The sequence below is a fragment of the Desulfococcus sp. genome (genome assembly GCF_041737845.1).
GTDB lineage: Bacteria > Desulfobacterota > Desulfobacteria > Desulfobacterales > Desulfococcaceae > Desulfococcus.
In genome coordinates this window covers 26198-52733 of the sequence record NZ_JBGSQX010000072.1, presented here as the reverse complement: position 1 = coordinate 52733, position 26536 = coordinate 26198, and the positions used below count along the sequence as shown (strand labels likewise).

The window sequence follows — 26536 nt, the reverse complement described above, 5'->3', positions numbered from 1 at the left end:
GGGGCCGCCCGGGTAGCCGCCAGCCGGGTTCCCCTGATTCGGCGGGTTCCCCTGGGGCGCCCTGCCGTACCCCCCGGGCTGGCCGCCGCCGGCATTGGCGTTCTGAGGTCCGGTGTCGGTTTTCGAACCGAGCATCTGCATGGTGTTCGCAACGATCTCCGTCGTGTAGCGCTTGTTCCCATCCCGGTCTTCCCACTCGCGGGTCTGGATGCGGCCCTCGATGCAAACCTGCCGGCCTTTGGCGAGATACTGCCCGCAGATTTCCGCAAGCCTCTTGAAGGCGACGATGCGGTGCCACTCCGTGCGCTCCCGTTTTTCGCCGGTCTCCTTGTCCTTCCATTCCTCTGACGTGGCAACGCTGAAGTTGGCGACGGCCGTACCGTCCTGAAAGTATCGGATTTCCGGATCCTGTCCCAGCCTGCCGATGATAATCGCTTTGTTGACTCCTGCCATGGTGAGGTCTCCCTGTCGATGCCGCTGCCGGAAGCGCCGTCGGATTTGCCTCCAGCCCTCGCGGTTTGAAAAATTGAAGAAATCAGGTGAGTAAGGTCCATCTGCCGGGGCGGCGCGGTTGACGCACCAGCGGGCGTCGGTGCGGGCCGGAATCCTGGTCCCAGCATTTTTCGCATGGTTCTCCGAACGACTCCCATCACTATGCGATAACCCGCGGGTTTGTCAAATGGATAGATATCGACGCAGGTTTCCCCGGCGGAGCAGATGCGACTTGCATTTTTTTGGAATTTGTATATGAAAATCGTTGGGAACAGGTTGTTATGAGATTTAATCCTTAGGTTCCCCTGGCGTTCGCGAAGCCCATGCTTTTTGTTCACCCCGTTGCGTGGAAGGATGGATGATGACCGGCAAGCCGCCCTTGATCCTGATCGTGGATGACATTCGGGAAAACATTCAGTTGCTGGCCAAGATCCTCCACACGGAGGGATACCGGATCGCCTATGCGACAACCGGGAAGCGCCTGCCGGAGATGGCCGGGGAGGTGATGCCGGATCTCATCCTGATGGACATCGTCATGCCGGACGGCTGCGGCTACGAGGCGTGCCGGCGGTTGAAACAGGGAGCGGAAACCCGGGAGATCCCGGTGATCTTCATCAGCGCCCATCGGGGAACGCCCGAGGACATCGTCAAGGGGTTTCAGGTCGGGGCGTCGGACTACGTCACCAAACCGTTCAACGCGGCCGAGCTCCTGGCCCGGCTGCGGACCAACTTGGAACTGAAGCTGAAAACGGCGGAACTGCGGAATGCCCGCGACGAACTGGAGCGGCGGGTCCGGGAGCGGACGGCCGAACTGGAGGAGATCAACCGCCAACTGGCGCTGGAAAACCGGGAGCGCATGCGGACGGCCCAGGAACTGCTGCGGCAGCAGGGGAAGCTCCGGTCCCTTACGTCGGAACTGACCCTGACCGAGGAGCGGGAGAGAAGGCGAATCGCCTGCGACATTCACGACAGCGTCGGCCAGGCCCTCGCGAGGATCAAGATCGAGCTGGGACGGCTCAAGCGCGGCATGGAGGACCCCCGGCACGCGGATACCATCGACGGCATCATCCAAAATGTCCGCTGCGTCATCAAGGAGACCCGCGACCTGTCATACGAACTCAGCTCCCCGATCCTGTATGAGCTGGGGCTGACGGCCGCGGTCAAGGACCACATCGACAAGATCGCCGAGAAGCATCATCTGACCATCGATCTCCACTGTGATGATGACGTGAAATCCCTGGACAGTCCCTCCCGGATTCACCTCTTCCGCTCCATCCGCGAACTGCTTTTCAATGTGGTCAAGCATGCCGGAGCGACCCATGCGGAGGTCCGCATCTCCCGGGGCTGCGAATGCGTTACCATAGAAATCAAAGACAACGGGATCGGGTTTGAGGTCGCGGGGACCCGATTCAAGCCCGATGCGGGCGGCGGCTTCGGCCTGTTCTCCATCCGGGAGCGCCTGTTTCATCTCGGCGGGGATTTCGAGATCCAGTCCTCGCCGGGGGGCGGCACCCGCGTCGGGCTGACCGTGCCGCTCAAGCCCATGGCCGATGGTCCGTAAACCGTCGCGGGGCCGGCCGGCCGCAATAGTGTTTGACAAGTTCGGGAGGGATAACATATCATCCGCCGCTCCGGGATCGGGAAATCTCCCGCAGTGGGCGGATCTTCAACCACCTGAGACGAGCAGGATGGTGATGCCGAAAAGGGTCAATGAGACGCCCCGGCACCGTTGTCTTGAAGACTCTATCAACCCTGATGTGAAAAGGAGCGCGCATGGATTTTAAATCTCATCTGGAAAACGCCTGGCATTTGACACTGAAATACATCGTATCCCTGCTGCTGATGACCCTGGTCATGGGGGTGGTCGGCGTCATCACCCTGGGCATTATGGCGCCGGTGATGCTGGCCGGGTACATGCAGTCCGTTCTGATGCTGGTCAGGAGCGGGCGGGAGCCGAAAATTCAGGACCTCTTCTCGGAAATGCGGCTTTTTCTTCCGTTATTGGCCTTCGGGATCGTGGTCTTCGTCGTGTCGATGATCGGATTTTCCATCCTTTTTCTGCCCGGTATCGTCATCGTCTGCGGCGTCACCTTTGCCTGCCTCTATATGATGCCGCTCATGACCGACCGGAACTTCGGGCTTGTGGACGCCGTCAAGGAGAGCTTCCGGATCGTGTCCGGGGATCAATTGATGGACCACGTGATCGCCGCCATCCTGTTCATGGGGATTTCGGCCATCGGCAGTTCCGTGTTTGTCGGCTGGCTCTTCACCCAGCCCCTGGCGACCGTTTTCCTCATGAGGGTATACGAGGAAAAGGTCTCCGGAAGCGCACCCGCACCGCCGCCGTCGCCCCCGCCGCCCCAGGAAGATCCGGGCGGGCCGGACAAACCCAAGGAGGAGGAGATCACCCTCAAGTACAAAATATAGGCCGGCCCCGTTCGATGAACGCCCCCCTCGTCTCAGGGAACAGGGGGGCGCCCGCCTTCCCCGCCGCGTTACCCGTTGAAAATCTTGGAGGCCAGTTGGATGTCCTCCGGGCAGAACACGAAGAGGCACTTCTCCTCCGGAGACGAGACGGATCCGTAAACGTAGTTGATGTTGATCCCCGCTTCGCCGAACTTGTTGGTGATCTTCGCCAGTTCCCCCGGCCGGTTCTCCAGCTTGACGGCGATGACCTGGACGGTGTCGAAAAGGTAGTCATGGGTTTCCAGGAGCGTAACGGCCGCATCGGTTTTATCCACGAGGAGGCGGATCAGGGCAAAATCCGAGGAGTCCTTCCGCATGGAGTTGTAGCTTGCGCTCGACGCGATCCGCTTGAGGGATTTTCCGCGGGCCTGAAACAGGGTCTGCACATAGGCCGAGGCGTCCTGTATGGTGATGGCATCGATGTTGATGCCTGTTTCGGACAGGAGGGACGACAGCTTGCCCAGCTCTCCGGGGACATTTTTCAGGAATAAAGATATCTCTGTTCTGACCATGGTTTTTCTCCTTTTTTTGAGATCAATCTAAATAAAATGCATGGATCCGAGCATAGACAATGTCGGATTTGAAGTCAACCGAATCCCTTCATGCCGCCCCGGGGTCCAGAATCCGCCAACCCACCGGATCTCCTGCTCCGGGGCGTCTTTTTCAGGATGCCGGCGGGGTGATTTTCACCGCCGCATCCTCGTCATGAGGGATCGATAGCCCTTTCAATTTCTCATTTTCTTTTGTCCAAGATCGTTAAATATGAGATAAGATTTTTAATAAGATGGAAAGGTCGAAAATCTCCGGAAAAGATTGCTTCCGCCGAGTATTTTATCCTTGACAAATCTGCGAATAGGCATCTAATAAATACAATTTATTTATTTGGAATCTGTATAAATATTGACAAATCTCCATTGCCAAATGGCGATGCGTCGTGTGCTATCCGGGTACCAATCACGCCGGTTCCATCGAAACAGACCATAGCGACAGCGAATCCGAGATGCGGGGTTGGCTCCGAATTGTAAACCTTCACTATAGAAGGAGAGAAAATGACGGGACCTGTACTCGACTTTAGACCCGAAAACGCCACCCCCTTTCTTCAGGAGGTCATGGAGCGCTCGGGACAGATGCTGACCGCCTGCTATCAGTGCCGCCGGTGCGCTGCCGGCTGTACGGTGGGAGACGAAACCGGATTTTTCACCCCCAATATTCTCATCCGGCACGTCATCCTGGGCGACCGGGAGACGGCCCTCTCCAATCCACTGGTCTGGAAATGCGTCTCCTGCTACACCTGCGGCACGCGCTGCCCCAACGATATCCAGACGGCCCGGATCACAGAGACGCTCAAAAAGATGGCCAAGGAGGCCCATATCCCGCCGCTCCAGCCGAAGGTGGCCGCATTCCACGACAGTTTCCTGGAGTCGGGCCTGCGATGGGGGCGGGTCAATGAGATGGAATTCATGGGTATCTACGAAATCAAGAACGCCCTCCGGGAAGTCCGCGTCAAGAATTACGCCGCCATTGTCGACGAGCTGAAGGGGCAGGCGCGCCTGGGGATGGCCATGTTCAAGCTGAAGCGCTTGCATGCCGGTTTCATGATGGCCAAGGGCCGGAAGGAGATCAAGGCCCTTTACCGCAAGGCGAAGAAGCGGCCCCCGGCCTCTCCCGGCATAAACCCATAAAGGAAAGAGGTAGATCATGGAAATCGCGTATTACCCCGGATGCTCCCTGAAACAGTCGTCCGCGTTGTACGATTTGCAGAGCCGCCGGATTTTTTCCGAATTGGGGGTCGAGCTGAAGGAAATTGAAGACTGGAACTGCTGCGGCGCGACATCCGCCGGGAAGGTGAATGATTTCCTGGCCGTGGCCATGCCGGCCCGGAATATCGGCATCGCCGAGGCCGCCGGCTATGAAGAGATCGTGATCCCCTGCTCGGCCTGTTATTCCAGGACCCTTGTGGCGCAGCAGAGGCTCGCGGGCGATGCCCGGCTCAAGGCGGAGATCAACGGGGCCTTTGTAAAAAAAATGAACGGGGGCCTCAAGGTCTCTTCCATTCTGGAGGTTTTGATCCACCGGATCCAGGCGGGCGCCCTCCAACCCAAGGTCAAGCACAAGTTCAGGCGCCTCAAACCGGTCTGCTATTACGGCTGCATGCAGACCCGTTTCCCGTATACGGTGCCGGTGCCGGACGACGTGGAAAACCCCCAGGGGATGGAAACGGTGCTGGGCGCCCTGGGCGTCAAGGCCATCGACTGGAACCACAAGACCTTCTGCTGCGGGGCGTCTGCGGCCGTCAACGACCTGGAAACGTCGCTGAGCCTGATGGGCAAGATCATGAAGGAGGCGGTTTCGCGGGGGGCAAACTGCTTCGTGGCCACCTGCCCCATGTGTCAGTTGAACCTGGATGCCCATCAGGATACGGTCTGCCGGAAAATCGGCATCGAGGAGCGGCTGCCGGTCTTTTTCATCACAGAGGTCATCGGAGCGGCCATGGGGATATCCCCCGAGGCGCTTCAGGTGGATCGGCATTTCATAGACGGCACGACACTCTTAAAGGAGCTGGAGGGAGATGAACGATAGTCCACACACCATCAAACGCGGCTCGGTTCTGATTGCAGGCGGCGGCATCGGCGGCATGCAGGCGGCTCTCGATCTCGCTGACAGCGGGTTCAAGGTCCACATGATCCAGCGGGAATCCTCCATCGGCGGAACCATGGCCATGCTCGACAAGACCTTCCCCACGGGCGACTGCTCCATGTGCATGATTTCGCCCAAAATGGTGGAGGTGGGCCGGCATGCCAACATCGAGATCCATACCCTTTCGGATGTGGAGGCGGTTTCGGGCGTCCCCGGCGATTTCACGGTGACGGTGCGGGAGCAGCCACGGTTCGTGATTCCGGAGCGCTGCACCGGGTGCGGGGCGTGCGAGAAGAAGTGCCCCAAGCTGGTCGTCAACGCCTTCGAGCAGGGCCTCAGCAAGCGCAAGGCCATCTACACGATCCTGCCCCAGGCGGTGCCCCATACCCGGGTCATCGACAAGGAGAACTGCATCTATCTGACCAAGGGGAAATGCAAGGCCTGCGTCAAATTCTGCGAGACCAACGCCATCAACTTCGAGGATACGGAGAAGATTTACGACCTCAAGGTGGGGGCCATCATCCTGAGCCCCGGCCTGGATCGCTACAATCCCAAGGTCCGGGGGGAACTCGGGTTCGGCCGCTGGGCCAACGTGGTGACCTCCATCCAGTTCGAGCGGATCCTGTCCGCCTCCGGCCCCTTCATGGGGGAGGTGAAGCGCCCCTCGGACGAGCGTCACCCCAAAAAGGTCGCCTGGATCCAGTGCGTGGGGTCCCGGGACCAGCGGAATGCCAACCCCTGGTGCTCGTCGGTCTGCTGCATGTATGCCACCAAGCAGGCGGTCATCGCCAAGGAGCACGACGGCAGCATCCAGCCGACGATCTTCTATATGGAGATGCGGGCCTTCGGCAAGGACTTCGACAAGTACGTCGACCGCGCCAAGAACCAGTACGGCGTGGTTTACCGTCGGACCATGGTCTCCGACATCAAGGAGGAGCCCGGAAGCGGGAACCTTCTGCTCCGGTATGCCGCCCCCGACGGCGCTCTGGTGGACGAGATGTTCGACATGGTGGTGCTCTCCATCGGCTTCGAACCCCACAAGGATGCCCTTGCCTTCGCAAAAACCTTCGGCATCGAGGCCAACGTGCACCGGTTTGCCAAAACCGAAACCCTGGCGCCGGTGGAGACCAGCCGGGAAGGGGTTTACGTCACCGGCACCTTCCAGGGGCCCAAGGACATTCCCGAGACGGTGGCCCAGGGCAGCGCCGTGGCCGGCCGGGCCATGGCCCTTCTGGGCGAGGCCCGGGGCACCGAGATTGAGGCGGTCCAGTTGCCGCCTGAAACCGACATCACCGGACAGGCCCCGCGGGTGGGGGTGTTTGTCTGCCACTGCGGCATCAACATCTCCCAGACCGTGGATGTCAAGAAGGTGGCCGAGGAGATGCGCGCGCTGCCGGATGTCGAATATTCCGACGACCTCATGTATGCCTGCGCCCCCGACGGCCAGGAACGGATCAAGGAGATCATCCGGGAAAAGGGCCTCAACCGGGTCATCGTGGCCTCCTGCACGCCCCGGACCCATGCCCCGCTCTTTCAGGACACCATCCGGGACGCCGGACTGAACAAGTACCTGTTCGAGCTTGCCGACATCCGGGAGCAGTGCTCCTGGTGCCACATGGGCCAGAAGGAGGTCGCCACCCGGAAGGCGACGGAGATCGTCAAAATGAACGTCGCCAAGGCGCGGTTGCTCCAGCCGGTCCAGACCGATTCGGTATCCGTCATCCCGGGCGCCATGGTGATCGGCGGCGGCATCGCCGGCATGACAGCGGCCCTGGCCCTGGGAGACCAGGGGTTTGACGTCCACATCGTGGAAAAAGAGGAGCATCTGGGCGGCCTTGCCGCCGGGGTCTACCGGACCCTGGACGGCTCCGACGTCCAGTCCTTTGTCAAGGCCAGGATCGACCAGGTGGCGGCCCATCCCAAAATCAGCGTCCACAGGGGCGCGGAGGTCGACGGCACCGGCGGATATATCGGCAATTTTCAGACCACGCTCACCAACGGCGACGTGTTTGACCACGGGGTCATCGTCGTGGCCAGCGGCGGTGTGGAGTATACGCCCACGGAATACGGGTACGGGGAGAGCGACCGCATCATCACCCAGCGGGAGCTGGAAAAGCGGATCGCCCAGGGCATGGCGCCGGCCGCCCAGCATTTCCTGATGATCCAGTGCGTGGGGTCCCGGGAGGAGCCCAATAACTACTGCTCCCGGATCTGCTGCCAGGACGCCGTGAAGAACGCCATCGCCATCAAAAAAGCCTCCCCGGCGGCCCAGGTGACGATCCTGTACCGGGATATCCGGACCTACGGCCTCCGCGAGGACTACTATACGCGCGCGCGGGAGCTGGGGGTGCTGTTCGTCCGTTTCGAGCCGGATCGGAAACCCGAGGTGAAGGCGGCGGGCGGGCGGCTGCAGGTTGACGCCTACGACTACGTCCTCAACCGGGAGATGCGTTTCGCTCCCGACTGGGTGGTGCTCTCCACGGGCCTGAGGCCCCATCCCCTGACCGAGAAGATCGGTCGCCAGTACAAGCTGACGGTCAATCCGGACGGATATTTCCTGGAGGCCCACGTGAAGCTGCGGCCCGTGGATTTCCCCAGCGAGGGCCTTTATGTGGCCGGCCTGGCCCACGCGCCCAAGAACCTGGACGAGACCCTGAGCCAGGCGCTGGCTGCGGCCGGGCGGGCGGGGGTGGTGCTCTCCCATGACCGGCTGACGGTGTCGGGGATCATCTCCAAGCACAACCGGGACATCTGCATGTCCTGCCTGGCCTGCCTGCGGCTCTGCCCGTTCGGGTCGCCGTTCATTGACGAGGACGGGAAGATCAGCCACAACGAGATTCTCTGCACCGGCTGCGGCATCTGCGCCGGCATCTGCCCCGCCAAGGCATTTCAAGTCAACAGCTTCCGGGACGACCAGATCATGGCCATGATCGACGCCGCCACGGAAATGGAATGAAGAGGCGCCGACGCATCATGAACGGAACCCTGCGGATTACGTATAAAGAAAAGGAAGATACACCATGACCGGATTACCACAAACGGCAATGCAGGAGACGGCGGCCCTGCTGGAGGTGCCGAGGGAGGCGCCCCCGGGATGGGAGCCTAAAATCCTCGCCATCGCATGCCATTACTGCGCATTTGCGGCGGCCGATCTGGCGGGAGTCATGCGGCTCTCTTATTCTCCGAACGTCATGATCATCCGGCTGCCCTGCACCGGCAAACTGGACCACAGCTATGTGCTCCGCGCTTTTGAACGGGGCGTCGACGGCCTGTTCGTGGCCGGGTGACTGGAGGGGCAATGTCATTTCCTGGAAGGAAATCTGAACGCCAAGAAACGGATCCATCACCTGAAAAAACTGTTACCCCAAGTAGGCATCGATCCTGAGCGGCTTGACATGTACAACCTCTCTGCGGCCATGGGGCCGAGGTGGGCGGAGATCTGTACCGAGTTCACGGAGAAAATCAGAGCGCTCGGTCCGTCTCCCATCTGGTTTGCTCTCACGGAAGCAAAGGAAAGGAGTAAGGCAGGATGATCGTCGGAGAACAAAAACCCCTGGAAGAAATTTGGGACATGATCAAGGGTCACAAAAAGGTCCTGGTCTTCGGCTGCAACACCTGTGTGGCGGTATGCCAGCAGGGCGGCAACAAGGAAGCGGAGATCATGGCGTCCATGTTGCGGATGAAGGCCGTGAAAGAGGGCGTTGACATCGAAATCACCGATTCCGGCATCGAAAGACAGTGCGAGCATGAGTTCTTCGAGAAGGCCGAGAGCCGGATCCAGAATACCGAGGCCGTGTTGAGCACCGCCTGCGGCATCGGCGTGCAGTTCATGGCGGAAAAATACGCAAAACCCATCTATCCCGGCCTGAACACCACGTTCCTGGGGGCCGTGGAGAAATTCGGCGTGTATACCGAGCGCTGCCAGGCCTGCGGCACGTGCATTCTCGGACAGACCGGAGGGATCTGCCCTATTGCTCGGTGCGCCAAGCGCGTGTTGAACGGCCCCTGCGGGGGATCCACCAAGGGGAAATGCGAGATCAGCAAGGATGTGGACTGCGCCTGGCAGCTCATCGTGGACCGCCTGAAGCTGCTGGGGCGGATGGACGACTACGAGGCGTTGACCCCCATTAAGGACTGGTCCACCGACAGAGCCGGCGGACCCCGCAAACTGGTGAGGGAGGACCTGTTGAATGAGTAAAGAGTGCAAGACCCCAAGCAAGCTGGAAAAGATTCTCGCCGCGGGCCATTTTGGCGTCACCTCCGAGTGCGGTCCGCCCCGGGGAAGCGACCCCGAGGCGATCGGCGAGAAGGCCGCCCTGATCCGGAACCATGTCGACGCCATCAACATCACGGACAACCAGACCTCCGTCTGCCGGATGTGCTCTCTCGCGGCCTGCATCCGTCTCAAAACCCTGGGCGTGGAGCCGGTGCTGCAGATGGTGACGCGGGACCGGAACCGGATCGCCCTCCAGAGCGACATCCTGGGGGCGGCGTCATGGGATATCAACAATATCCTCTGCCTCACCGGCGATCACCAGAGTTTCGGCGACAACGCCAAAGGGCAGAACGTCCATGATCTGGATTCGATGCAGTTGCTCCAGACCGTCCGGATGATGAGGGATGAAAGCAAATTCCTGGGCGGGGACGAGATCAAGCGCCCGCCCAGGATGTTCATCGGCGCCGCGGCCAACCCCTTTGCGGACCCGTACGAGATCCGCGTGTCCCGCCTGGCGAAGAAAATCGCCGCCGGCGCCGAATTCATCCAGACCCAGTGCATCTACAACATGGAGAAATTCGAAGACTGGATGAAAAAGGTCGTGGACCGCGGGCTTCATGAAAAAACGTACATCATGGCGGGGCTGACGCCCATGAAATCCGTGGGGATGGCCCGGTACATGAAAAACAGGGTGCCGGGAATGGACGTTCCGGACGCCATCGTGAAACGCCTGGCCGATACGCCCAAGGAAAAACAGGCTGAGGAGGGGATCAAGATCTGCATCGAGCAGATTCTGCGCCTCAAGGAGGTCAAGGGGATCGCCGGCTTTCATATCATGGCCATCGAGTGGGAAGAGAAGGTGCCGGAGATCGTGGAGGCGGCAGGTCTGTATCCTCGGCCGGAAGTGTAGGAGGAACCATGAAGACCTTTAACGACCTGATAGACGAAGTTCAAGAGCCCGGCCTGTGCCACCGGTGCGGCGGATGCGTGACCTTCTGTACTTCGATCAACTATGGCGCCCTGAAGCTCGGAGACGACGGCTCCCCCCAGTACGCGGACCGTGAAAAGTGCATCGAATGCGGCCTGTGCTATTCCATCTGCCCGGAAATCGATGAATACCAGGAGGAGACGAAAAAGGTGTCCGGCTGGACGCCGCCCATGGGCCATATCATCGAAACCATGACGGCGCGGGCCCTTGACCCGACAATCCGCGCCAAGGCCACGGACGGCGGCGTGGTGACGGCCCTTCTGGTCCACCTGTTCGACCGGGGGCACATCGACGGCGCCATCGTGACCCGACAGACCGGGCCTTTCGAGCGGGATCCCATGCTGGCGACGACACGCCAGGAGATCATCGATTCGGCGGGGTTCTATTTCGACAGCTCCCACGGGGTCAAGCATTTCGGGCATGACTATTCCACCTATTCCCCGTCGGTCCAGGAATTCCGGCCCATGATGCAGAAAGGGCTCCGGCGGGTCGCCCTGGTGGGAACCCCCTGCCAGATCAAGACCCTCCGGAAGATGGAGGCCATGAGCATCGTTCCGTCCGACAGCATCAAGATCACCCTGGGTCTCTTCTGCTCGGGCAATTACATCTTCGACGAGGAGGAGCGGAAGAAACTGGAGGAGATTGCGGGGATCGCCTGGTCCGATGTCCGGAAGATCAACATCAAGGACGAGCTGATGATCCATCTGACCTCGGGCCGCCTCAAAACGGTTCCCCTGGAGGGCATCGATTTTATGAAGCGCTACGCCTGCCGTTTCTGCCCGGACTATGCCTCCGAGTATGCCGACGTCTCCTTCGGCGGCATCGGCGCGGAGGAGGGGTGGACCACCGTGATCACCCGCTCGCCCATCGGGCGCGCCATCATGGCCGATGCCAGGGGCAACACCCTGGAGCTCTATGATGTCTCCAATCGACCCGAGATGACCACGGAAATCCGGGACCGGATCCGGGACAAATCGATGAAGAAAAAAGCCTACTCCAAGCGGATGCACGACTCCCTTGTCCGCTCGCAGCGAGGCGGGCGGGGCTGAGTCGGATAGCCGGCGCCGTCCCTTTTCTAGGTTGCGGCCTTTCCCGACGTCTCGGGGGCCGCAACCCTTTTTTTGGCGGATGACGCCCCGACATCATGGGGATTGGGAACATGGGCGCTGGATGAGCAGGGTGCCGGGGGCTTTCCGAATCTCCGTGGAATGCGGTGTGGATGAACGGTCGGAAGGAGCGGAACCATGGAAGATAAGATACTGGAGGCCATCAAAAAAGCGGGGAAGCCGGTGAGGCCGGGCGACATTGCGGAGGCCGTCGGCATGGACGGCGCGGAGGTCTCCAAGGTGATTGCCAAACTGAAGAAGCAGGGCAGGGTGATCTCCCCCAAACGGTGCTACTACGCCCCCGCGGAGGAGTAGCAGGACACCAGCGGTCCGATGGGTCGAACCCCCGGCGGTGCGGCCGCCCGGGGGATCCTTCGGGATGAGATGCCGGTTATTTCTCCGGCTGGAGTTCGTCCAGGGACAGCTCGCCCTCCGACGAGAAGGGAAGGGAGGACGGGAGAAGGAATCCACCCTCGATGCGGACGCTGCCGTAAACGCGGTATTTGAGGGCGTCCCGGTTTTTCATTTTTACGAACCCCTCGACCATGTCCATCGTCGAGGAATAGAGGGTCATGGGGACAAGGGTGGTGCCGTAGGCGGGCAGGGTCGTCTCGATCGGTGAGACGCCCCGGGCAAAGGCCTTCCCGTTGACCTCGAGGCTGACGTCCGCGCCCTTCAGGGTCAGCGGCACATCGTTGGTGTTGAAGATGCGAAGGGTCACGCCCATGACCATCTCGAAAAAGGTCGCGCTCTCCACCTCGATCCGGCTGAGGGAAATGCGCGGCGTCTCAAGCCGTTTGCCCAGGGCGGCGCACCCGCCCAGGATGCCGGCGGCGGCAAGGATGACCACCCCGCCCAGAAACCACGAGCGAAGGTGCGTCCACAGCCTGGCGTGAGGGCTGCTTTTCGTTTCAGCCTTGGAGCTTCGGGTTGTTCCGGTGTCGGTTTGCATCGCGTCGGGTTTTCTTTTCGAGGTTTTTTTGAAGGGCATCCGTGAGGTTGATGCCGGTCTGGTTGGCGATGCAGACGAGCACGAACATCACATCCGCAAGTTCATCCGCGAGGCCGTCCATATGGGTTTCCATCGGAGCATGCGGCGTTTCCCCGCAGGCGCCTTTGAAGCTCTGGTCCCCGAATACGCGGGACATGATCCGGGCGACCTCGCCGACCTCTTCGACCAGTTGGGCGAGGTTGGTCAGCTCGGAGAAGTAGCGGACCCCGAAGGTCCGAACCCAGTCATCCACCATGGCCTGGTAGGCATCGATGCTTGTCGCCGTCATGTATCCCCATCCGTCATCTTGATCGGGCGCACCCGGTCGGTATCTGAATCATCGCCGAAAAGAAAGCAGGCAGGGCGGCCCCTGCGACCCTACGGATAGCACAGTTTTTCTAAAAGGAAAAGCCGTGCGCCGCGTCGGGTTCGGATTTCAGGCATCGTAAAGGGGGGGGCCTGGGGCATTGCCGGCTCGGCGCGACCTTCAGGCCCTGGGCGGAAGAAAAATATCGGAAAGGAGATCCGCGACTTGACCGGAATGAGGCCGTCTGTTAGAAAATTGAAAGTCGTTTGATGCGGTTGGACGCGGCGTTCAATCGATGATGCTTTCCACCACGAATTGAAATGGAGACGTCCCGGGGGATGAACATACTGATTGCGGAGGATGATTTTGTTGCGCGCCGGATACTTCACAAGATGCTCGAGAAGCTGGGGCACCAGGTCATTTCGTGCGAGAACGGCCTGAAGGCATGGGAGGCCATTCGAAACAACGAGGCCAGGCTGGCCATCCTGGACTGGATGATGCCCAAGATCGACGGCCTGACCCTCTGCCGGAAGATTCGGGAGGAGAAGCTGCCTGAATACGTCTATGTTATTCTGCTGACCAGCAACGATCAGAAGTCGGACATCGTGGAGGGGCTGAACGCGGGCGCGGACGACTATATGACCAAACCCTACGACCCCTATGAGCTGAAGGCCCGGATCCGCTCGGGGCAGCGCGTCCTCAAGCTCGAAGACGACCTGAAATCGACGACCTCCCAGCTCCTCCATTCTGAAAAGCTGGCCTCTCTGGGGACCTTGTCGGCGGGAATCGCCCACGAAATCAATACCCCCATGCAGTACCTGCAGTATAACACCCTGTTCCTCCAGGAATCCTTTGCGGGGATTGTGAACCTGCTGAAGGCTTACGGAAGCCTGGAAAGCCGAATTGCCGGGATCGGCGCCGTCCAGCCCCTCTTCCGGGAGGTCAGGGATATCGAAAACGAGATCGACCTTGCCTACATCCTGGAGGAAATCCCGCGCGCCGTCCGGGAGTCTATCGAAGGGGTGGCGCACGTCACGGAGATTGTCCGGTCCATGAGGGAGTTCACCCATCCCGGCAACCGCCAGATCGCCCCCATGAACATCAACGAGGCCGTCTCCAACACGATACGGGTCACCCAGAATCAATGGACCCGCGTGGCGGATATCCGGCTGGATCTCGAGCCGGATCTGCCGCTGGTCCCCTGCATTCAGGGCGAATTCAACCAGGTGGTCCTGAACCTGATCGTCAATGCGGCCCATGCCATTGAAGAGCGGATCGACAAGGATCCCGATGCCGAACGCGGCATCATCTCCATCGTCACCCGTAGAATGGAAAACCATGTCGAGGTCCGTGTCCAGGACAACGGAACCGGCATTCCCGACATGATCCGTCCGAAAATATTCGACCCGTTTTTCACCACCAAGGAAGTGGGCCGGGGAACCGGTCAGGGGCTTGCCATTTCACGGTCGGTTATCGTCGACAGGCTGGGCGGACGCCTGACCTTTGACTCCCGGGTGGGTGAAGGAACCACATTCATCGTCCGGCTTCCCCTGGATCCGGCGCCCCCCCCGGTCCGATGAGGGGCTGCCCCCGCCGCCCCATCGACGGGCATTTCAGGCCCGGGCGTGACGCGCCTTTCACCCCGGCGGAAGCGAAGCCGCCAGGCAAGGAGACATGTATGGCAGAAAATCTCAAGAAAATGTATCAGACCATCATCGAGGACCATTTCCCGCCCGACATGGAGATCAGTTTCGTGGAGGGGGGCCGGCGTCAAACCCTCTTCTATGAGAAGGTCCTGTGGACCATCGACGGCGTTCAGAAGGGGCTGCGCTACGGCGAAAACCCCGGCCAGGAAGCGGCGCTCTATCGCCTTGTCAACGGCAACCTGATGCTGGGGGAAATCCGGACCATCCTGCCGGGGCAGTATCTGGCCTCCGACATCGAACTGCTCCAGTCGGGGAAGCACCCCGGCAAGACCAACCTGACCGATGCGGACAATGCCCTGAATATTCTCAGGTATCTCGACGGCAAGCCCTCCGCCGTGATCGTCAAGCACAACAACCCCTGCGGCGTGGCCCAGGCGGACACCCTGGCGGATGCCTACGCCCGGGCCCACATGGCCGACCGGGTGGCCGCCTTCGGCGGCTGCATCGCCCTCAACCGGCCGGTGGACAGGGCCACGGCCGAGGCGGTCTCCGACCAGTATGCCGAGGTCGTGGTCGCCCCCGATTTCGAGGAAGGTGTTCTTGCGATCCTGGGGCGGCGAAAGAACCTCCGCGTCATCCGCATCGGCAATATCGCCCGCCTCCAGACCTTCATCGGCAAACGGTTCGTGGAATTCAAGAGCCTGATCGACGGCGGCCATATCGTCCAGTGGTCGTTTGTTCCGGAGGCGAGGACCCCTGCGGATTTCAAGCTTGCCGAGTGCGAGCACCAGGGGAAGACCTACCGGGTCCGCCGGGCGCCGACCCCCGGGGAGTATGAAGACCTGCTCTTCGGCTGGCTGGTGGAGTCGGGCATCACCTCCAATTCCGTGATTTACGTCAAGGGCCTCGCGACCGTGGGCATCGGCACGGGAGAGCAGGACCGCGTCGGCGTGGCCGAGATCGCGCGGGACAAGGCCTATCGAAAGCTGGCCGACCGCTATTGCTTCGAGGCCTGGGGCATTCCCTACAATGATTTGTGGGAACCGGACAAAAAGGCCGAGATTGATGGGCGGGTCGCGGCCGAGAGAGGGGGGCTCATCGGGGCCGCCATGGTCAGCGACGCTTTTTTCCCGTTCCGGGACGGCATCGATGTCGGCATCCGGGAAGGGGTGACGGCCGTGGTCCAGCCCGGCGGATCATCCAACGACCACCAGGTCATCGAGGCCTGCAACGAGGCGGATGTGACCATGGTCTACACCGGCCAGAGAAGTTTCAAACATTAAATTTGCATCCCGGGGCATCCAGGGGCCGACGGGGCGTCATCCGGCGGCGGGGTCTCCGGCCCCGGGCTCTATGGTAAGGATGTCCATCCCGCCGTCCAGGCGGGACCGGGCCAGCTCCACCAGATGGCGGTGATGGGTAAAGAAGATGACCTGGGTCTCCCGGGAGAGTTCGAGGAGGGCCTCCAGGGTGGCCCCGGCCCGGCGGTCGTCGAACTGGACGAGGATGTCATCCACGATGAAGGGGAGGGGTGCGTTGTTTTTGAGGAAGGCCTCGAGGCTGGCCAGGCGGATGGCGAGATAGAGCTGATCGGCGGTGCCGTCGCTCATGCCGGAAACGTGGACCGCCTCCCTGCCGCCGGGGCGGACCCCCGCGATCACCACTGTGTTGGTTTCGTCCACCTCGAGCCGCAGCCCCTCAAAAGAGCCCAGGGTCATCCGCGAAAAGAGCGTGGCGGCGCGCCGGACGATGGGCCCCTGGTTTTTTTCGCGATACCGCTCCATGGCCCGGTTGAGCAGTGCCCCGGCCAGTTTTAGGCGCAGAAACCGCAGGGCGTCCCCCCGGATGGCTGCGATGAGCGCCTGGCCCTGCTCGGCCAGGTCCGCCGCCTGATGTCCGCCGTCCATCTTGGCGAGTTCCGTTCGATGCCCGCCGATGGCCTGATCCAGATCGGATTTTTCCTGATCCAGCCGTGCCAGGGACTCGGTCATCCGGGTGAGTTGAAGGTCCAACGTGTCCGGGTCCACCGACGAGGCGTCCGCGATGAACGCGCCGAGGGGCCGGCCCCCGCTGAGAGACCGCAGCTGGGCCGCTGTCCGCTCCAGGTCGGCTTCGGTGCGCCGCCGCGCCTCGGACCTCGCCTCGGCGCCCCGGAGTCCATCCATGCCGTCGCAGCCGGCTTCCCGGCAGAGGATGTCGAGATGGGAGGTTGCCCGCTGGATCTGTTCGGAAGCCTCCCGGAGGGCGTCGCGCTCCTGTGCGAGCTGTCTTTCTGTCCCTTCCCGGGCAGCCTTGATCCTGAGGGCGTGGGCAAGCCGGGTGTGGAGTTCCCGGACCGCCTGCGTCGGCGTCAGGCCAAGCAGGTCCGGCGCCTGAGATGCAGCGGCATCCCGGACCTTTTCCGCAAATGCCGCCATATCCCGGTCGATGCCGCGGATGCGCGCCGCCAGGATATCGGCGTCCCGGATTTTTTCGAAAAGAAGATTCATCTCCGACAGGATGCTGTTGGCCTGGGCCGGGGATGCGCCGCCGTCCAGCCCCAGGGGACGGACGGCCTCCTCCCACTGGCGCCGCCAGGCGGCCTGGTCCTCGGCCGTTCGTTCCTCGCGCTTGCGGGCTTCCCGGAGCTCCTCCATGCGCTGGTTCAGGTCTTCAGACAGCTTGGTTTTTCGGGCCTCGACGGATTCATTCCGGGATACGGCAGCCCTGGCCTGCGCCAGGAGGCGGGACAGCCTCGGCGGGGGATCTCCTGCGGCGACAGGGGGATCGAGGCGGGCGGCGACGGCTTCCCGGTATTGGCCGATCTGCCGGAGGAGCGCGTTGGTTTGAGCCCTGCGATCCCGGATGCCTGCGATCCGGTTCGCCAGGTCCGCCTGGCGGAGGAGCCATCCCCGCATCTCCCGCGGGGAGAGGGGATGGATTCCGGCGCCTTTCCAGAGGCCGATCCATGCGCCATGGGCTTCGGCGGATTCCGCCGCAACAGCCTCGGCGGCGATCCCGGCCTGCCGGCTGCGGGCCAAAAGTCGCTCCTGTTCGGCGAGAAGGGAGGCCTTGGCGGCCACCCGCTCGGCCTCCCGGCGAAGCCGGTCCGACAGGTCGTCGGCGTCGCGGACCAGGGCTTCAAATTGGTCGGCCCCGCGGCCGACGGATCCATCGAAACCCCGGGCAGCCCCCGCCTCTCCGTGGATGGGGCGGTGTGTTTCCCACGCCCTGCGGAGGTCACGCCAGGCCTGGTCCCTTCGGCTCCTGGCGTCGGTGAGATCCGCCTCCGTGGGGACACCGCCCGAGAGGGCGAGCCTGCGGAGTTCCGCGTCGATCTCCCCGAGGCGGTCGGCCAGGGATGCCGCCTCGGCCCGATGCTTTGCCAGGCGGTCTTCGACCGAACGGAGGCGCAGTTCGAATGCGTCCACGGTTTCCGTCGAGGGGAGGGGCAGCCGTTCGAGGGCCTCGGGCGGGCCCGTCCACAGGGGAAGCCGCGACAGGGCGATCTTCAGCCCGGTTTCCGCGTCATGAAGCTCCCGCTGAAGGGCCTCCGCCCGGGATTCGAGATCTGCAGAGGCCGCCGCCTCGGATATGGCCAGTTTGAGATCCGTCTGGTCGACGGGGGCGGGAAGGTCGGCCATGTCGATTTTCAGCCGCTCCGTTCGGAGGGCGAGCTTCCCGATCTCTTCATCGATGCCCGCCCTTCGGGCCTGAAGCCGCTCATACCGGGCGGTCAGCTCCTGAATGCGGATGACGGCGGGCTTCCTGACGCGGAGGGCATCGGCCTGCTCCAGGGGGATGTCCCTGCCAAGGGCGCGGAGACGCTCCCGGGCCTCGATGCGGGCGCTGGAAAGCAGCCCCTCGAGGCGCAGGCGGTCCGAGGCCGCCTTCTGGACGCTGCCGGCCTCCTGAAACAGGGCTTCGACGGCCTCGGCGGCGTCGATCATGGCATCCGGGACGGTCAACCCTTCCAGGTCCCGAAGAAGCTCCTCGATCCGCTGCCGGGATCGGGACTGGCGGCTTTCGGCGATGCGGAGGGCCTCGACGGCCGAGAGATGCCGTTCTCCGAAATCCACGGGAAGCAGCACGGCTGTTTTGACCGTTTCATAGTGGTCCGACAGCTCCCTGTGACGGGCTATGGCCGGAAGGGCGTCCCGGATGCGCATCAACCGATTCCGCTGCCGCGTTTCCCGCTCCAGGTCCGCCTCGATCCGGGCCTTGCGCTCCATGGCTTCACGGAAGGCCTGGTCGTGGAGAACCCAGGCCTGGCCGGGAAGCTGGGCCTCCCGGAGGGCCTTCCGGATCTTCTGGAGTTCGGCGAGGCCGGCGTTGACGGCGGGCTTCTGGGCGCCCGGCTTGAAAAGGGTTTCGGCTTCGGTCTTGAGGTCGCCCAGAACCTTCCGAAAATCGGCGATGCCCGCGCCGGCGGCGAAGAGGATCTGGCCGGCATCCCCTGTACCCTGAAGGATGGCCCGCCCCCCGTCGGCCAGGCCGGCGTGGTCGATGCCGAACAGGGTGGCGAACAGGCCCTCGTCCACGCCCCCCAGCAAGCCCCGCAGGCGTGTCTCCTCAACGACGGCGATGTCGTCCGGACCGCGGAGAGTGTGGACCCGGCCCTTGCGCCGGATGATTTCCAATCGCCTGCCGTCGCGCCCCTCTATGAGGGCGCCGATGCGCAGTTTTCCGTAGGGGTGGATGAAATCGTCGGCGGTGCGGGCCGGAATGCCGAAGAGCATCTGGCGGAGGGCGCGGAGCGCCGAACTCTTGCCGGCCTCGTTGGGCCCGAAAACCAGATGAAACCCGGATGTCTCCTCGCGAAAGCGGAGGGTCGCATCCGTGAACGGGCCGAAGGCGATCAGGTCGAGACGGAGAATCCTCATCGGGGCCGTCCCCGGCCAAGAAGCCGGCCGAGGAGCATGGGCCGGACGCCCCGGGCCGTCTCGGCAAGCCAGGCGTGCGGATCATCCGCCGGGCCGGCCAGGGCGTCCCGCACCTCCTTGGGCAGCTTTTTGAAGAGCTCCGCCATGACGCCGTCCATCTCCGCCATGAGGGAGGGATCCGAGGCGATGCCGTCGGCAAGCGTCAGCAGCTCCCCGATGGGGCTGTCTTCGATGATTTCCATGTCCGCCGGCGAAGCGGTGCGGATCTCCATGGATTCCACCCAGACGGCTCCGCCGCCGGCATCCAGGAGATCGAGACGGAGCTGGTTGAGCCATCGCTCCGGGTCGGCCGAGAGCGGGTCATGAACGGCGGACCGGCCGGAGAGGGCGATGCGGACGGCCATGGGAAGCCCGCTGTTTTCCTCCAGGAGGCGCAGGGTCTCGTCACATGCCGCCCCCACGGCGTCATGGGCATCGGCGGCATCCCGCACGTCGACGTCGATGCGCTCCCACCGGATGCGGTCCAGCCGGTGGAACAAGGCGGCGCTGACGTATCCGTCGGCCGTGGTGACGATCATGCAGCCTTTGGGACCGGTTTCGCGGATATGGCGCCCCTGGATGTTTCCCGGAAAAATGACGGGGGGGTTCTCGCACAGGACCTCCCGCTGGTGGACATGGCCCAGGGCCCAATACTGGTATCCCCTGGCGCGCAGATCATCCAGGCTGCAGGGGGCATAGGGTTCGTGGCCCTCCCGCCCCGTGGCGCAGGTATGGAGCATCCCGATGTTGACGACCCCCGGCAGGGCGTCGGGATACCGCGCGGCAAGGTTGTTCTTGACCGCCGGGGCGGAAAATCCCTGGCCGTGGACGGCGACGCCGATCTTCTCCAGAAGGACCGTTCCGGGCCGGTCGGCGGGGAGGATATGGACATTGTCGGGAAGCCTCAGGGTCCGGGACATCCGGCTTTCAGCGTCGTGGTTGCCCGCGATGATGCAGACGGGGATGCCAGCCTCCCTGAGGCGGGCCATCCGCGCGGCGAAATAGAGGCCCGTGTTGTAGTCCTGCCAGTCCCCGTCGTAAAGATCGCCCGAGATCAAAAGCAGGTCGGCCGGCCGGCTGACGGCTTCCTCGATGAGGCCGTCAAAGGCCTTTCGGGCCGCGCCGCGGATTGCCTCGACCGGCGCGCCTTCGTAGGCAGGAAGGTTCCGGAGGGGGCTGTCGAGATGGATGTCTGCGGTATGGATAATGGTCGGCATGGCGTGCTCCTTTTTGGGGCGTGATGCTTCCCGCGCGGGGCATTCATTTGGACGCGGTGGTCCGCGGCGGGCATACCCTATCCCAATCGGCCCGTCCGGATCAAGGATAATGTCGGGGCGGGGATGGCTATGGCGGGCTTCCGCCCGGATATGGAAATCTGAATGATAAATGTGGCGCCATTCCTTGAAAAATCCGGCAGCCGTCGCAGATTATAGAAAGACGGCCATGGAGATGCCGCATCCTCCCATCGTTGAGCAAGGGGGGACAATATGATGCGGAATGACCGTCGGCTCGATATTTAATCTGAATAATACAAAAGGTTGACGAGCGATTATGCCCCCGAGGGAACCCATACAGCTTCTCGTTGTTGACGACGAACAATCCATCCGGCGCCTGTTTGAAAAGGAGCTGTCGGCGGCGGAAAGAAGCGTGGCAACGGCGGGAACCGCCAAAGAGGCCCTGATGCTTGTCCGAAGGCGGCAGTTCGATGTCATTGTCCTGGATATCCAACTGCCCGACGGCAACGGCATTGAACTGATGGAGCGGTTCAGGAAGGCCTCCATGGGCGCGGAGATCATCCTCATCACCGGGTTCGGGGATATCGACAGCGCGGTGGAGGCGATGAAGCGAAGCGCCTACGACTATATCACCAAGCCCTTCAACCTGGATCGGCTGGAGCTGGTCATCGAAAAGGCGTACCAGCGGGCCTGCCTTCAACGGGAAAACCGCCTGCTTCGCCACAAGCAGGGGGAGGCCCCGACCGATACCCTCATCGGCACCTCTCCGACGCTGGCCCACGTGAGATACCTGGCGGACAAGGTTGCCCCGACGCAAGTGCCGGTGCTCATCACCGGCGAAAGCGGCACCGGCAAGAACGTCGTCTCGCGGAACATTCACCACCAGAGCCGGCGGTCCGGATTCCCGCTGATCACCAAAAACTGCGGGACCCTCCAGAAGGAGCTGATACTGAGCGAGCTTTTCGGGTATCGGAAGGGGGCATTCACCGGCGCGGCCGAATCGCGGGACGGCCTCCTGGCCCTGGCCCACAAGGGGACCCTCTTCCTCGACGAGATCGGGGAACTGCCCATGGACGTCCAGGCCTCCCTGCTGCGGGTCCTGGAAAGCCAGACCTTCCGCAGGGTCGGGGGACAGGATGAGCGACGCGTCGATATCCGGTTTATCTTCGCCACCAACCGGAACCTGACCGAAGAGGTGGAGGCCGGCCGTTTCAGCCAGGCGCTCTACCACCGGATCAATGTTTTCAATATCGAGCTGGCGCCGCTTCGGGAGCGAAAAGAGGATATCCCGCTCCTGATTGAACATTTCCTGCGGAAACTGAGCATGGGGCCCCTTCCCTGCCAGGTGTCGAAACCGGCCAGGCAGTGCCTCATGGCCTATGACTGGCCCGGGAATATCCGCGAACTCCAAAATGTGATCGAGCGGGGGATCATCCTGGCCGAGGACGGATGGATCACGGAACGGGGCCTGCCCCGGGAGCTGGTGGAGGCGACCCGGGATGCGCCCGCGAGGGACACGCCCTTTTTCAGCCTGATGGAAATGGAGAAAGACCATATCCAGCGGGTTTTGAGATATGTGGGCGGGAACCGGGCCAAGGCCTCGGAGATCCTCGGCATCGGCCGAAAAACCCTCTATCGGAAACTCAAGATCTATGAAATGGAGGGTGAGGAGATGCCCTCCGTCAACTGAGGTAGCCCGATGAATGCAACCATATCCCTGAAACTGTTCGCCACACTGGCAAATCGGATGCCGCCGGATTCAGACCGGTATCCCATCGCCCCCGGGACGACCGTCCAGGACATCGTCTCCAGACTCGACATCCGCGAAGGCGAGGCCAAGCTCATTTTCGTGAACAACAAGCGTGCGCTCCTGGCATCGGTGCTGAGCGACGGCGACCGGCTGGGCATCTTCCCGCCGGTGGGAGGCGGGTGATGGGCGAGGTCGCAGGGCCTGGCGCGCCGGAGGAGATGGCGCAGGCGATCCGGGGCGCGGTCCGGGGGGCTTTTCTCCCCGACGGTACGCCGTACGATGGCATTGGCACATCCGCGGTGGCTGAAATCGCCCGAAGATTCCAGAAAGCCGGCTGGGAGGTGGAGCGGGCCGCCATCGACATCCGGGTCTGGCCCGAGCGCTACACCCGGAACATGAAGACCTTCTCCCCGGCGGACCAGGCAAGGCTGTTGGGGGCCACGGTGACGGTGGTGGGCCTGGGCGGGCTCGGCGGGACCGTGACCGAGATTCTGGCCAGGGACGGCATCGGCACCCTCCGCCTCGTTGACGGAGACCGGTTCGACGAGAGCAATCTCAACCGGCAGCTCTACAGCACGGTGGCTGGGCTGGGGATGCCCAAGGCGGAGGCGGCCCGCCGGCGGATCGCCCAGGTCAATCCTTCCGTAGCGGTCTCGGCCCATGGGGTCTTTCTGGATCAGGATACGGCGGCCGGGCTGATCCGGGGATCCGACGTGGTGGTGGACTGCCTGGATACCCTCAAGTATCGATTTATTATGGAATCCGCGGCAAAGGCGCTGGGGGTTCCCCTGGTTTCAGCCGCCATTGCCGGCGTTGCCGGCCATGTGACGACCATTTTCCCGGAGGACGAGGGGCTTTGCCTGGTATACGGCGATCGGGAGACCGTCGACGAAAAAGGAGTCGAGCGGTCCCTGGGGTGCCTCCCCCACGCCATCACCATTCTCTCGGCCCTGGAATGCGCCGAGGTCGTCAAGCTCCTTCTGGGGAGCCCTGAGACCCTCAGAAACCGTCTGCTGGTCATGGACCTCTCGGATTACACCTTCGAGATCATGGAACTGGCGTAAGCGGCCGCGCCCATCACCCTCCGCGGACAACGCCCCGGCGGCGGGGCGAAAAAGAGCGGGGGCGGGCGTTTGCCCGCCCCCGCAGGGAACGACTGCGACCTGTCGAAAATTACCAGTTGAAGACCTTGTCGAGTTCTTCATCCGCGATATCGAAGGTGACATTGTGGGGTCCGATGGCCTCTCGCTTCATGAAGCGCGGCAGGCGGTCGTCTTCCTTCGTGAAGCCGGCCTTGCGGTTGAATTCGCGCTCCATGGACAGGATCTTCTTGCCCAGGGCCACCACGTCGTCGCCGGTCATGTTGAGGTCATACATGCCGTTGATGCTGTCCACCATGGCGCCGAAGGTCTCCTGCTGGTCGAGGATGGCGAAGGCGATGAACAGGCAGTAGCCCGTGGCGTCCAGGGCGGCCGTGGCGATTTGAAGGTTCCGCGACAGCTCGATCTGCCCTTCTTTGCCCAGGGGGTCGACGTCGCCGCCGACCTTGAGGATGTTGGTGGCGATGGCGTATCCGGCGGTATGGTCCGCGCCCATGGGCGTGGTGGCGTAGGTCACGCCGATGCCCTTGACGGCGCGGGGATCGTAGGCCGGCATGGCCTGGTTCTTGACCACCGGCGCCCGCTCGATCCCGAACGCCTTGGCCGTGAAGGCTGCGCCGTTGCCGATGATCCGCCCCATCGGCGTGCCCTTGCCCACCTCTTCCAGCAGTTTGATGGCGCCTTCGGCGTCACCGAACTTGAGCAGACCGGCCTCCATGGCCACGCCGATCGCCACGCCCATATCGATGGTATCGAGACCGATATTGTCGTCCATGAAGTCGAGCCTGGCGATGGCGTCCAGGTCACAGATGCCGCAGTTTCCGCCGTGGGCCCAGACCGTCTCGTATTCCGGCTGTTTGGTGATGTAGTTGCCGTCCTTGTCCACAAAGATGCCGGAGCACCGGATGGCGCAACCCACGTGGCAGCCGTGGGTGGGGTTCCCGCCGCGTTTCTGCTCCAGCTCGGCCTGGGCCTCGCCGCTGATCTTGGAGGCGTCGGCGTATTGGCCCTTCTGGAAATTGTAGGTCGGATACGCTCCTGCTTCGTTGATGACGTTGGTCAGAACGTTGGTGCCGTAGGCCGGAAGCCCTTCCCCCGTCACCGCGTGTTTTCTGAGGCCTTCCACAAAAAGCTTGTTGGCCGCCTTGAATCGCTCCGCATCCTTGGGTTTTCTCATCCCGCAGCCGGTGTCGTCCAGGATGATGACCTTGATGCCCTTGGCGCCCATGACCGCGCCGACGCCGCCCCGGCCAGCGTGGCGGGACGGCCGGAACTCCCGGTCGGTGACGGCGATGGAAGCGGCGCAGAGCTTCATTTCGCCGGCGGGGCCGATGGAGATCATGGCCACCTTCTCGCCATGCCGGGCTTTCATCTTGTCGGCCAGATCGTAGTTGGTCGTCATCTTGAATTCGTTGGCCGGGGTGATCTCAACCTTGTCTTTGTCGATGAAAATCTTGTAGAGATCATCGGATTTGTTTTCGCCTTCGAGGATGATGGCCGCATATCCCAGCCTTGCCATAACCTGGCCGGCCTGTCCGCCGGCGTTGGATTCCTTGATGCCGCCGGTCAGCGGGCTCTTGCAGCCGACCGAGATCCGTCCGGAGGTCGAAGCGGCGGAACCGCTCATCAGTCCGGGGGCAATGACGAGTTTATTCTCAGGGCCTAAGGGGTGGCAGTCCGGGGGGACTTCGCTGCTGACGACCATGGAGGTCATCGCCCTGCCGCCCATGCCGGCGTATGCGCCGAGATCGGTCACCGTGGCCTTGGGCCCGCCTGCCGCGCCAACGTCGATACGTAATATTTTGTCCATAACTTCACAGCCTCCTTGAAATGTTTGTTTTCGTTATTTGAGGTTTGATTATTCTGCGATCAGGAAGTTTTTTAACGATAGAAGAAGTGGGGTTACACATACAGATATAAAATAACTAATCGGTATTATTATATTAAAATCACTTCCCCATGTCAATACAAATACCTGGCCGATGGTCCGCATCGAAAAGCACCGCTGGGAGATTATCTATGCAAAATAGCTGCCAGGAAGAAAAACAGCGTGGGGCCGAATGCCGTCCCCGCCGCAACGATGGCGCGGCGGGGTGCGGCCGGCGCTCAGGCGGATGGGGGGGGAGGAGCGATGATGAACACATCTCCGTTATGGGCTTGGGGGCTGTCGTCCGCGGGGAGAACCCCGTCGGGCAGGTCGCGGCGGCTTGCACGAAAGCCATGCGCGAGAAAGCCTGGGCCCAGTTCCCGGATCAGCAGGTTGAAGAGCTTGACGGTGATGGTGCCTCTCAGGACGCCCGCCTCCGCAGCCGCCTCGTGGTAGGTGATGCCGCCCCGGAGACTCGCATAAAAGCCTCCGCGCCGCATGACCGCGCCCACCAGTCCCGGCATGGCCGAGGAAAGGGCCAGAACGTCGCCGTCCCTGACCCGGGCTTCGTCCATGTCATCCAAAGGCTTTCCGTTGAGAAACATCGTGCTGATTCTTCCCGTGATGTAATCGGGGGGGATTGCCCATTGGTCCTGCAGCAGGGATCTGATCGTGCATCCCGTCTCAACTGACACCCGGATACCTTTTTGAAACAGGGGGGCGAGTTCCGTCGCCGTGTCCGGAGACACGTGAATTCTGGGTATGGATGATTCCGTCATACATCCTCCGGCAATTGCGGCCTCAGCCGGTTTTAGCCCAACAGCCAAACCCCTG

The 26536-nt window shown here is 62.3% G+C and carries 23 protein-coding genes; 15 read left to right on the top strand and 8 right to left on the bottom strand.

What is annotated here, in order from left to right:
* Nucleotides 1-453: single-stranded DNA-binding protein (locus ACEW8N_RS07800; protein ID WP_373499239.1), on the bottom strand; the 453-nt coding region annotated here is incomplete at its 3' end.
* 397 nt (nt 454-850) lie between these two features.
* Between ACEW8N_RS07800 and ACEW8N_RS07795 the strand changes: the two genes are divergently transcribed.
* Nucleotides 851-2053 (top strand): response regulator, encoded by a 1203-nt coding sequence (locus ACEW8N_RS07795; RefSeq protein ID WP_373499238.1) that lies wholly within the window; start codon nt 851-853, stop codon nt 2051-2053.
* 212 nt (nt 2054-2265) lie between these two features.
* Complete coding sequence (locus ACEW8N_RS07790; protein WP_373499237.1) at nt 2266-2919, top strand: hypothetical protein; 654 nt, start codon at nt 2266-2268, stop codon at nt 2917-2919.
* Nucleotides 2920-2987: 68 nt separating this feature from the next.
* Here the strand turns inward: ACEW8N_RS07790 and ACEW8N_RS07785 are convergent, their stop codons facing one another.
* On the bottom strand, nt 2988-3470 hold the full coding sequence (locus tag ACEW8N_RS07785; RefSeq protein WP_373499236.1) for an ACT domain-containing protein: 483 nt from the start codon (nt 3468-3470) through the stop codon (nt 2988-2990).
* A gap of 537 nt (nt 3471-4007) precedes the next feature.
* Here ACEW8N_RS07785 and ACEW8N_RS07780 point away from each other — a divergent pair.
* From ACEW8N_RS07780 to ACEW8N_RS07745, 8 genes are all read left to right on the top strand, one after another.
* Nucleotides 4008-4640, top strand: a complete 633-nt coding sequence (locus tag ACEW8N_RS07780) for a 4Fe-4S dicluster domain-containing protein (protein WP_373499235.1) — start codon at nt 4008-4010, stop codon at nt 4638-4640.
* 16 nt (nt 4641-4656) lie between these two features.
* A complete protein-coding gene (locus tag ACEW8N_RS07775; protein WP_373499234.1) occupies nt 4657-5538 on the top strand; it encodes a CoB--CoM heterodisulfide reductase iron-sulfur subunit B family protein in 882 nt (293 codons plus the stop codon).
* Entirely contained in the window at nt 5528-8551 is a 3024-nt protein-coding gene (locus ACEW8N_RS07770) for an FAD-dependent oxidoreductase (protein ID WP_373499233.1), read from the top strand. Before ACEW8N_RS07775 ends, ACEW8N_RS07770 begins: the two co-directional genes overlap by 11 nt.
* Before the next feature lie 88 nt (nt 8552-8639).
* Nucleotides 8640-9128 carry a hydrogenase iron-sulfur subunit gene (locus tag ACEW8N_RS07765; protein ID WP_373499241.1) on the top strand — a complete coding sequence of 163 codons (489 nt, stop codon included), beginning with the start codon at nt 8640-8642 and terminating at the stop codon, nt 9126-9128.
* Nucleotides 9125-9793: a methylenetetrahydrofolate reductase C-terminal domain-containing protein gene (locus tag ACEW8N_RS07760; protein WP_373499232.1), complete on the top strand. Its 669-nt coding sequence runs from the start codon at nt 9125-9127 to the stop codon at nt 9791-9793. The genes ACEW8N_RS07765 and ACEW8N_RS07760 overlap by 4 nt, the downstream gene beginning before the upstream one ends.
* Nucleotides 9786-10721, top strand: coding sequence for a methylenetetrahydrofolate reductase (locus tag ACEW8N_RS07755; RefSeq protein WP_373499231.1), 936 nt, complete (start codon nt 9786-9788; stop codon nt 10719-10721). The genes ACEW8N_RS07760 and ACEW8N_RS07755 overlap by 8 nt, the downstream gene beginning before the upstream one ends.
* Before the next feature lie 8 nt (nt 10722-10729).
* The gene (locus ACEW8N_RS07750; RefSeq protein WP_373499230.1) at nt 10730-11848 is read left to right on the top strand and encodes a Coenzyme F420 hydrogenase/dehydrogenase, beta subunit C-terminal domain; all 1119 of its coding nucleotides are present in this window, start codon (nt 10730-10732) and stop codon (nt 11846-11848) included.
* A 195-nt stretch (nt 11849-12043) separates the two neighbouring features.
* Nucleotides 12044-12220, top strand: a complete 177-nt coding sequence (locus tag ACEW8N_RS07745; RefSeq protein ID WP_373499229.1) for a MarR family transcriptional regulator — start codon at nt 12044-12046, stop codon at nt 12218-12220.
* A gap of 76 nt (nt 12221-12296) precedes the next feature.
* Here ACEW8N_RS07745 and ACEW8N_RS07740 read toward each other — a convergent pair whose 3' ends face one another.
* Together ACEW8N_RS07740 and ACEW8N_RS07735 are read right to left on the bottom strand one after the other, a co-directional pair.
* Nucleotides 12297-12857 carry an LEA type 2 family protein gene (locus tag ACEW8N_RS07740; RefSeq protein WP_373499228.1) on the bottom strand — a complete coding sequence of 187 codons (561 nt, stop codon included), beginning with the start codon at nt 12855-12857 and terminating at the stop codon, nt 12297-12299.
* Nucleotides 12817-13185: a nucleotide pyrophosphohydrolase gene (locus ACEW8N_RS07735; RefSeq protein WP_373499227.1), complete on the bottom strand. Its 369-nt coding sequence runs from the start codon at nt 13183-13185 to the stop codon at nt 12817-12819. The genes ACEW8N_RS07740 and ACEW8N_RS07735 overlap by 41 nt, the downstream gene beginning before the upstream one ends.
* Before the next feature lie 356 nt (nt 13186-13541).
* Here ACEW8N_RS07735 and ACEW8N_RS07730 point away from each other — a divergent pair, with 356 nt between their 5' ends.
* Nucleotides 13542-14783 carry a response regulator gene (locus tag ACEW8N_RS07730; protein WP_373499226.1) on the top strand — a complete coding sequence of 414 codons (1242 nt, stop codon included), beginning with the start codon at nt 13542-13544 and terminating at the stop codon, nt 14781-14783.
* A 98-nt stretch (nt 14784-14881) separates the two neighbouring features.
* Complete coding sequence (locus tag ACEW8N_RS07725; RefSeq protein WP_373499225.1) at nt 14882-16132, top strand: IMP cyclohydrolase; 1251 nt, start codon at nt 14882-14884, stop codon at nt 16130-16132.
* A 36-nt stretch (nt 16133-16168) separates the two neighbouring features.
* Here ACEW8N_RS07725 and ACEW8N_RS07720 read toward each other — a convergent pair whose 3' ends face one another.
* A complete protein-coding gene (locus ACEW8N_RS07720) occupies nt 16169-19711 on the bottom strand; it encodes an AAA family ATPase (RefSeq protein WP_373499224.1) in 3543 nt (1180 codons plus the stop codon).
* Nucleotides 19708-20967, bottom strand: coding sequence for an exonuclease SbcCD subunit D (locus ACEW8N_RS07715; protein WP_373499223.1), 1260 nt, complete (start codon nt 20965-20967; stop codon nt 19708-19710). The genes ACEW8N_RS07720 and ACEW8N_RS07715 overlap by 4 nt, the downstream gene beginning before the upstream one ends.
* A gap of 334 nt (nt 20968-21301) precedes the next feature.
* Here ACEW8N_RS07715 and ACEW8N_RS07710 point away from each other — a divergent pair, with 334 nt between their 5' ends.
* From ACEW8N_RS07710 to ACEW8N_RS07700, 3 genes are read left to right on the top strand one after another with little or no spacing between them, the layout of a single operon-like run.
* A complete protein-coding gene (locus ACEW8N_RS07710) occupies nt 21302-22675 on the top strand; it encodes a sigma-54-dependent transcriptional regulator (protein WP_373499222.1) in 1374 nt (457 codons plus the stop codon).
* A gap of 9 nt (nt 22676-22684) precedes the next feature.
* Nucleotides 22685-22918: a MoaD/ThiS family protein gene (locus ACEW8N_RS07705; RefSeq protein ID WP_373499221.1), complete on the top strand. Its 234-nt coding sequence runs from the start codon at nt 22685-22687 to the stop codon at nt 22916-22918.
* On the top strand, nt 22918-23799 hold the full coding sequence (locus ACEW8N_RS07700) for a ThiF family adenylyltransferase (RefSeq protein ID WP_373499220.1): 882 nt from the start codon (nt 22918-22920) through the stop codon (nt 23797-23799). The genes ACEW8N_RS07705 and ACEW8N_RS07700 overlap by 1 nt, the downstream gene beginning before the upstream one ends.
* A gap of 109 nt (nt 23800-23908) precedes the next feature.
* On the opposite strand, the gene ACEW8N_RS07695 is transcribed toward ACEW8N_RS07700, so the two are convergent.
* Together ACEW8N_RS07695 and ACEW8N_RS07690 are read right to left on the bottom strand one after the other, a co-directional pair.
* A complete protein-coding gene (locus tag ACEW8N_RS07695; protein ID WP_373499219.1) occupies nt 23909-25645 on the bottom strand; it encodes an aldehyde ferredoxin oxidoreductase family protein in 1737 nt (578 codons plus the stop codon).
* 296 nt (nt 25646-25941) lie between these two features.
* The gene (locus tag ACEW8N_RS07690; RefSeq protein ID WP_373499218.1) at nt 25942-26481 is read right to left on the bottom strand and encodes a hypothetical protein; all 540 of its coding nucleotides are present in this window, start codon (nt 26479-26481) and stop codon (nt 25942-25944) included.
* Nucleotides 26482-26536 lie beyond the last annotated feature (55 nt).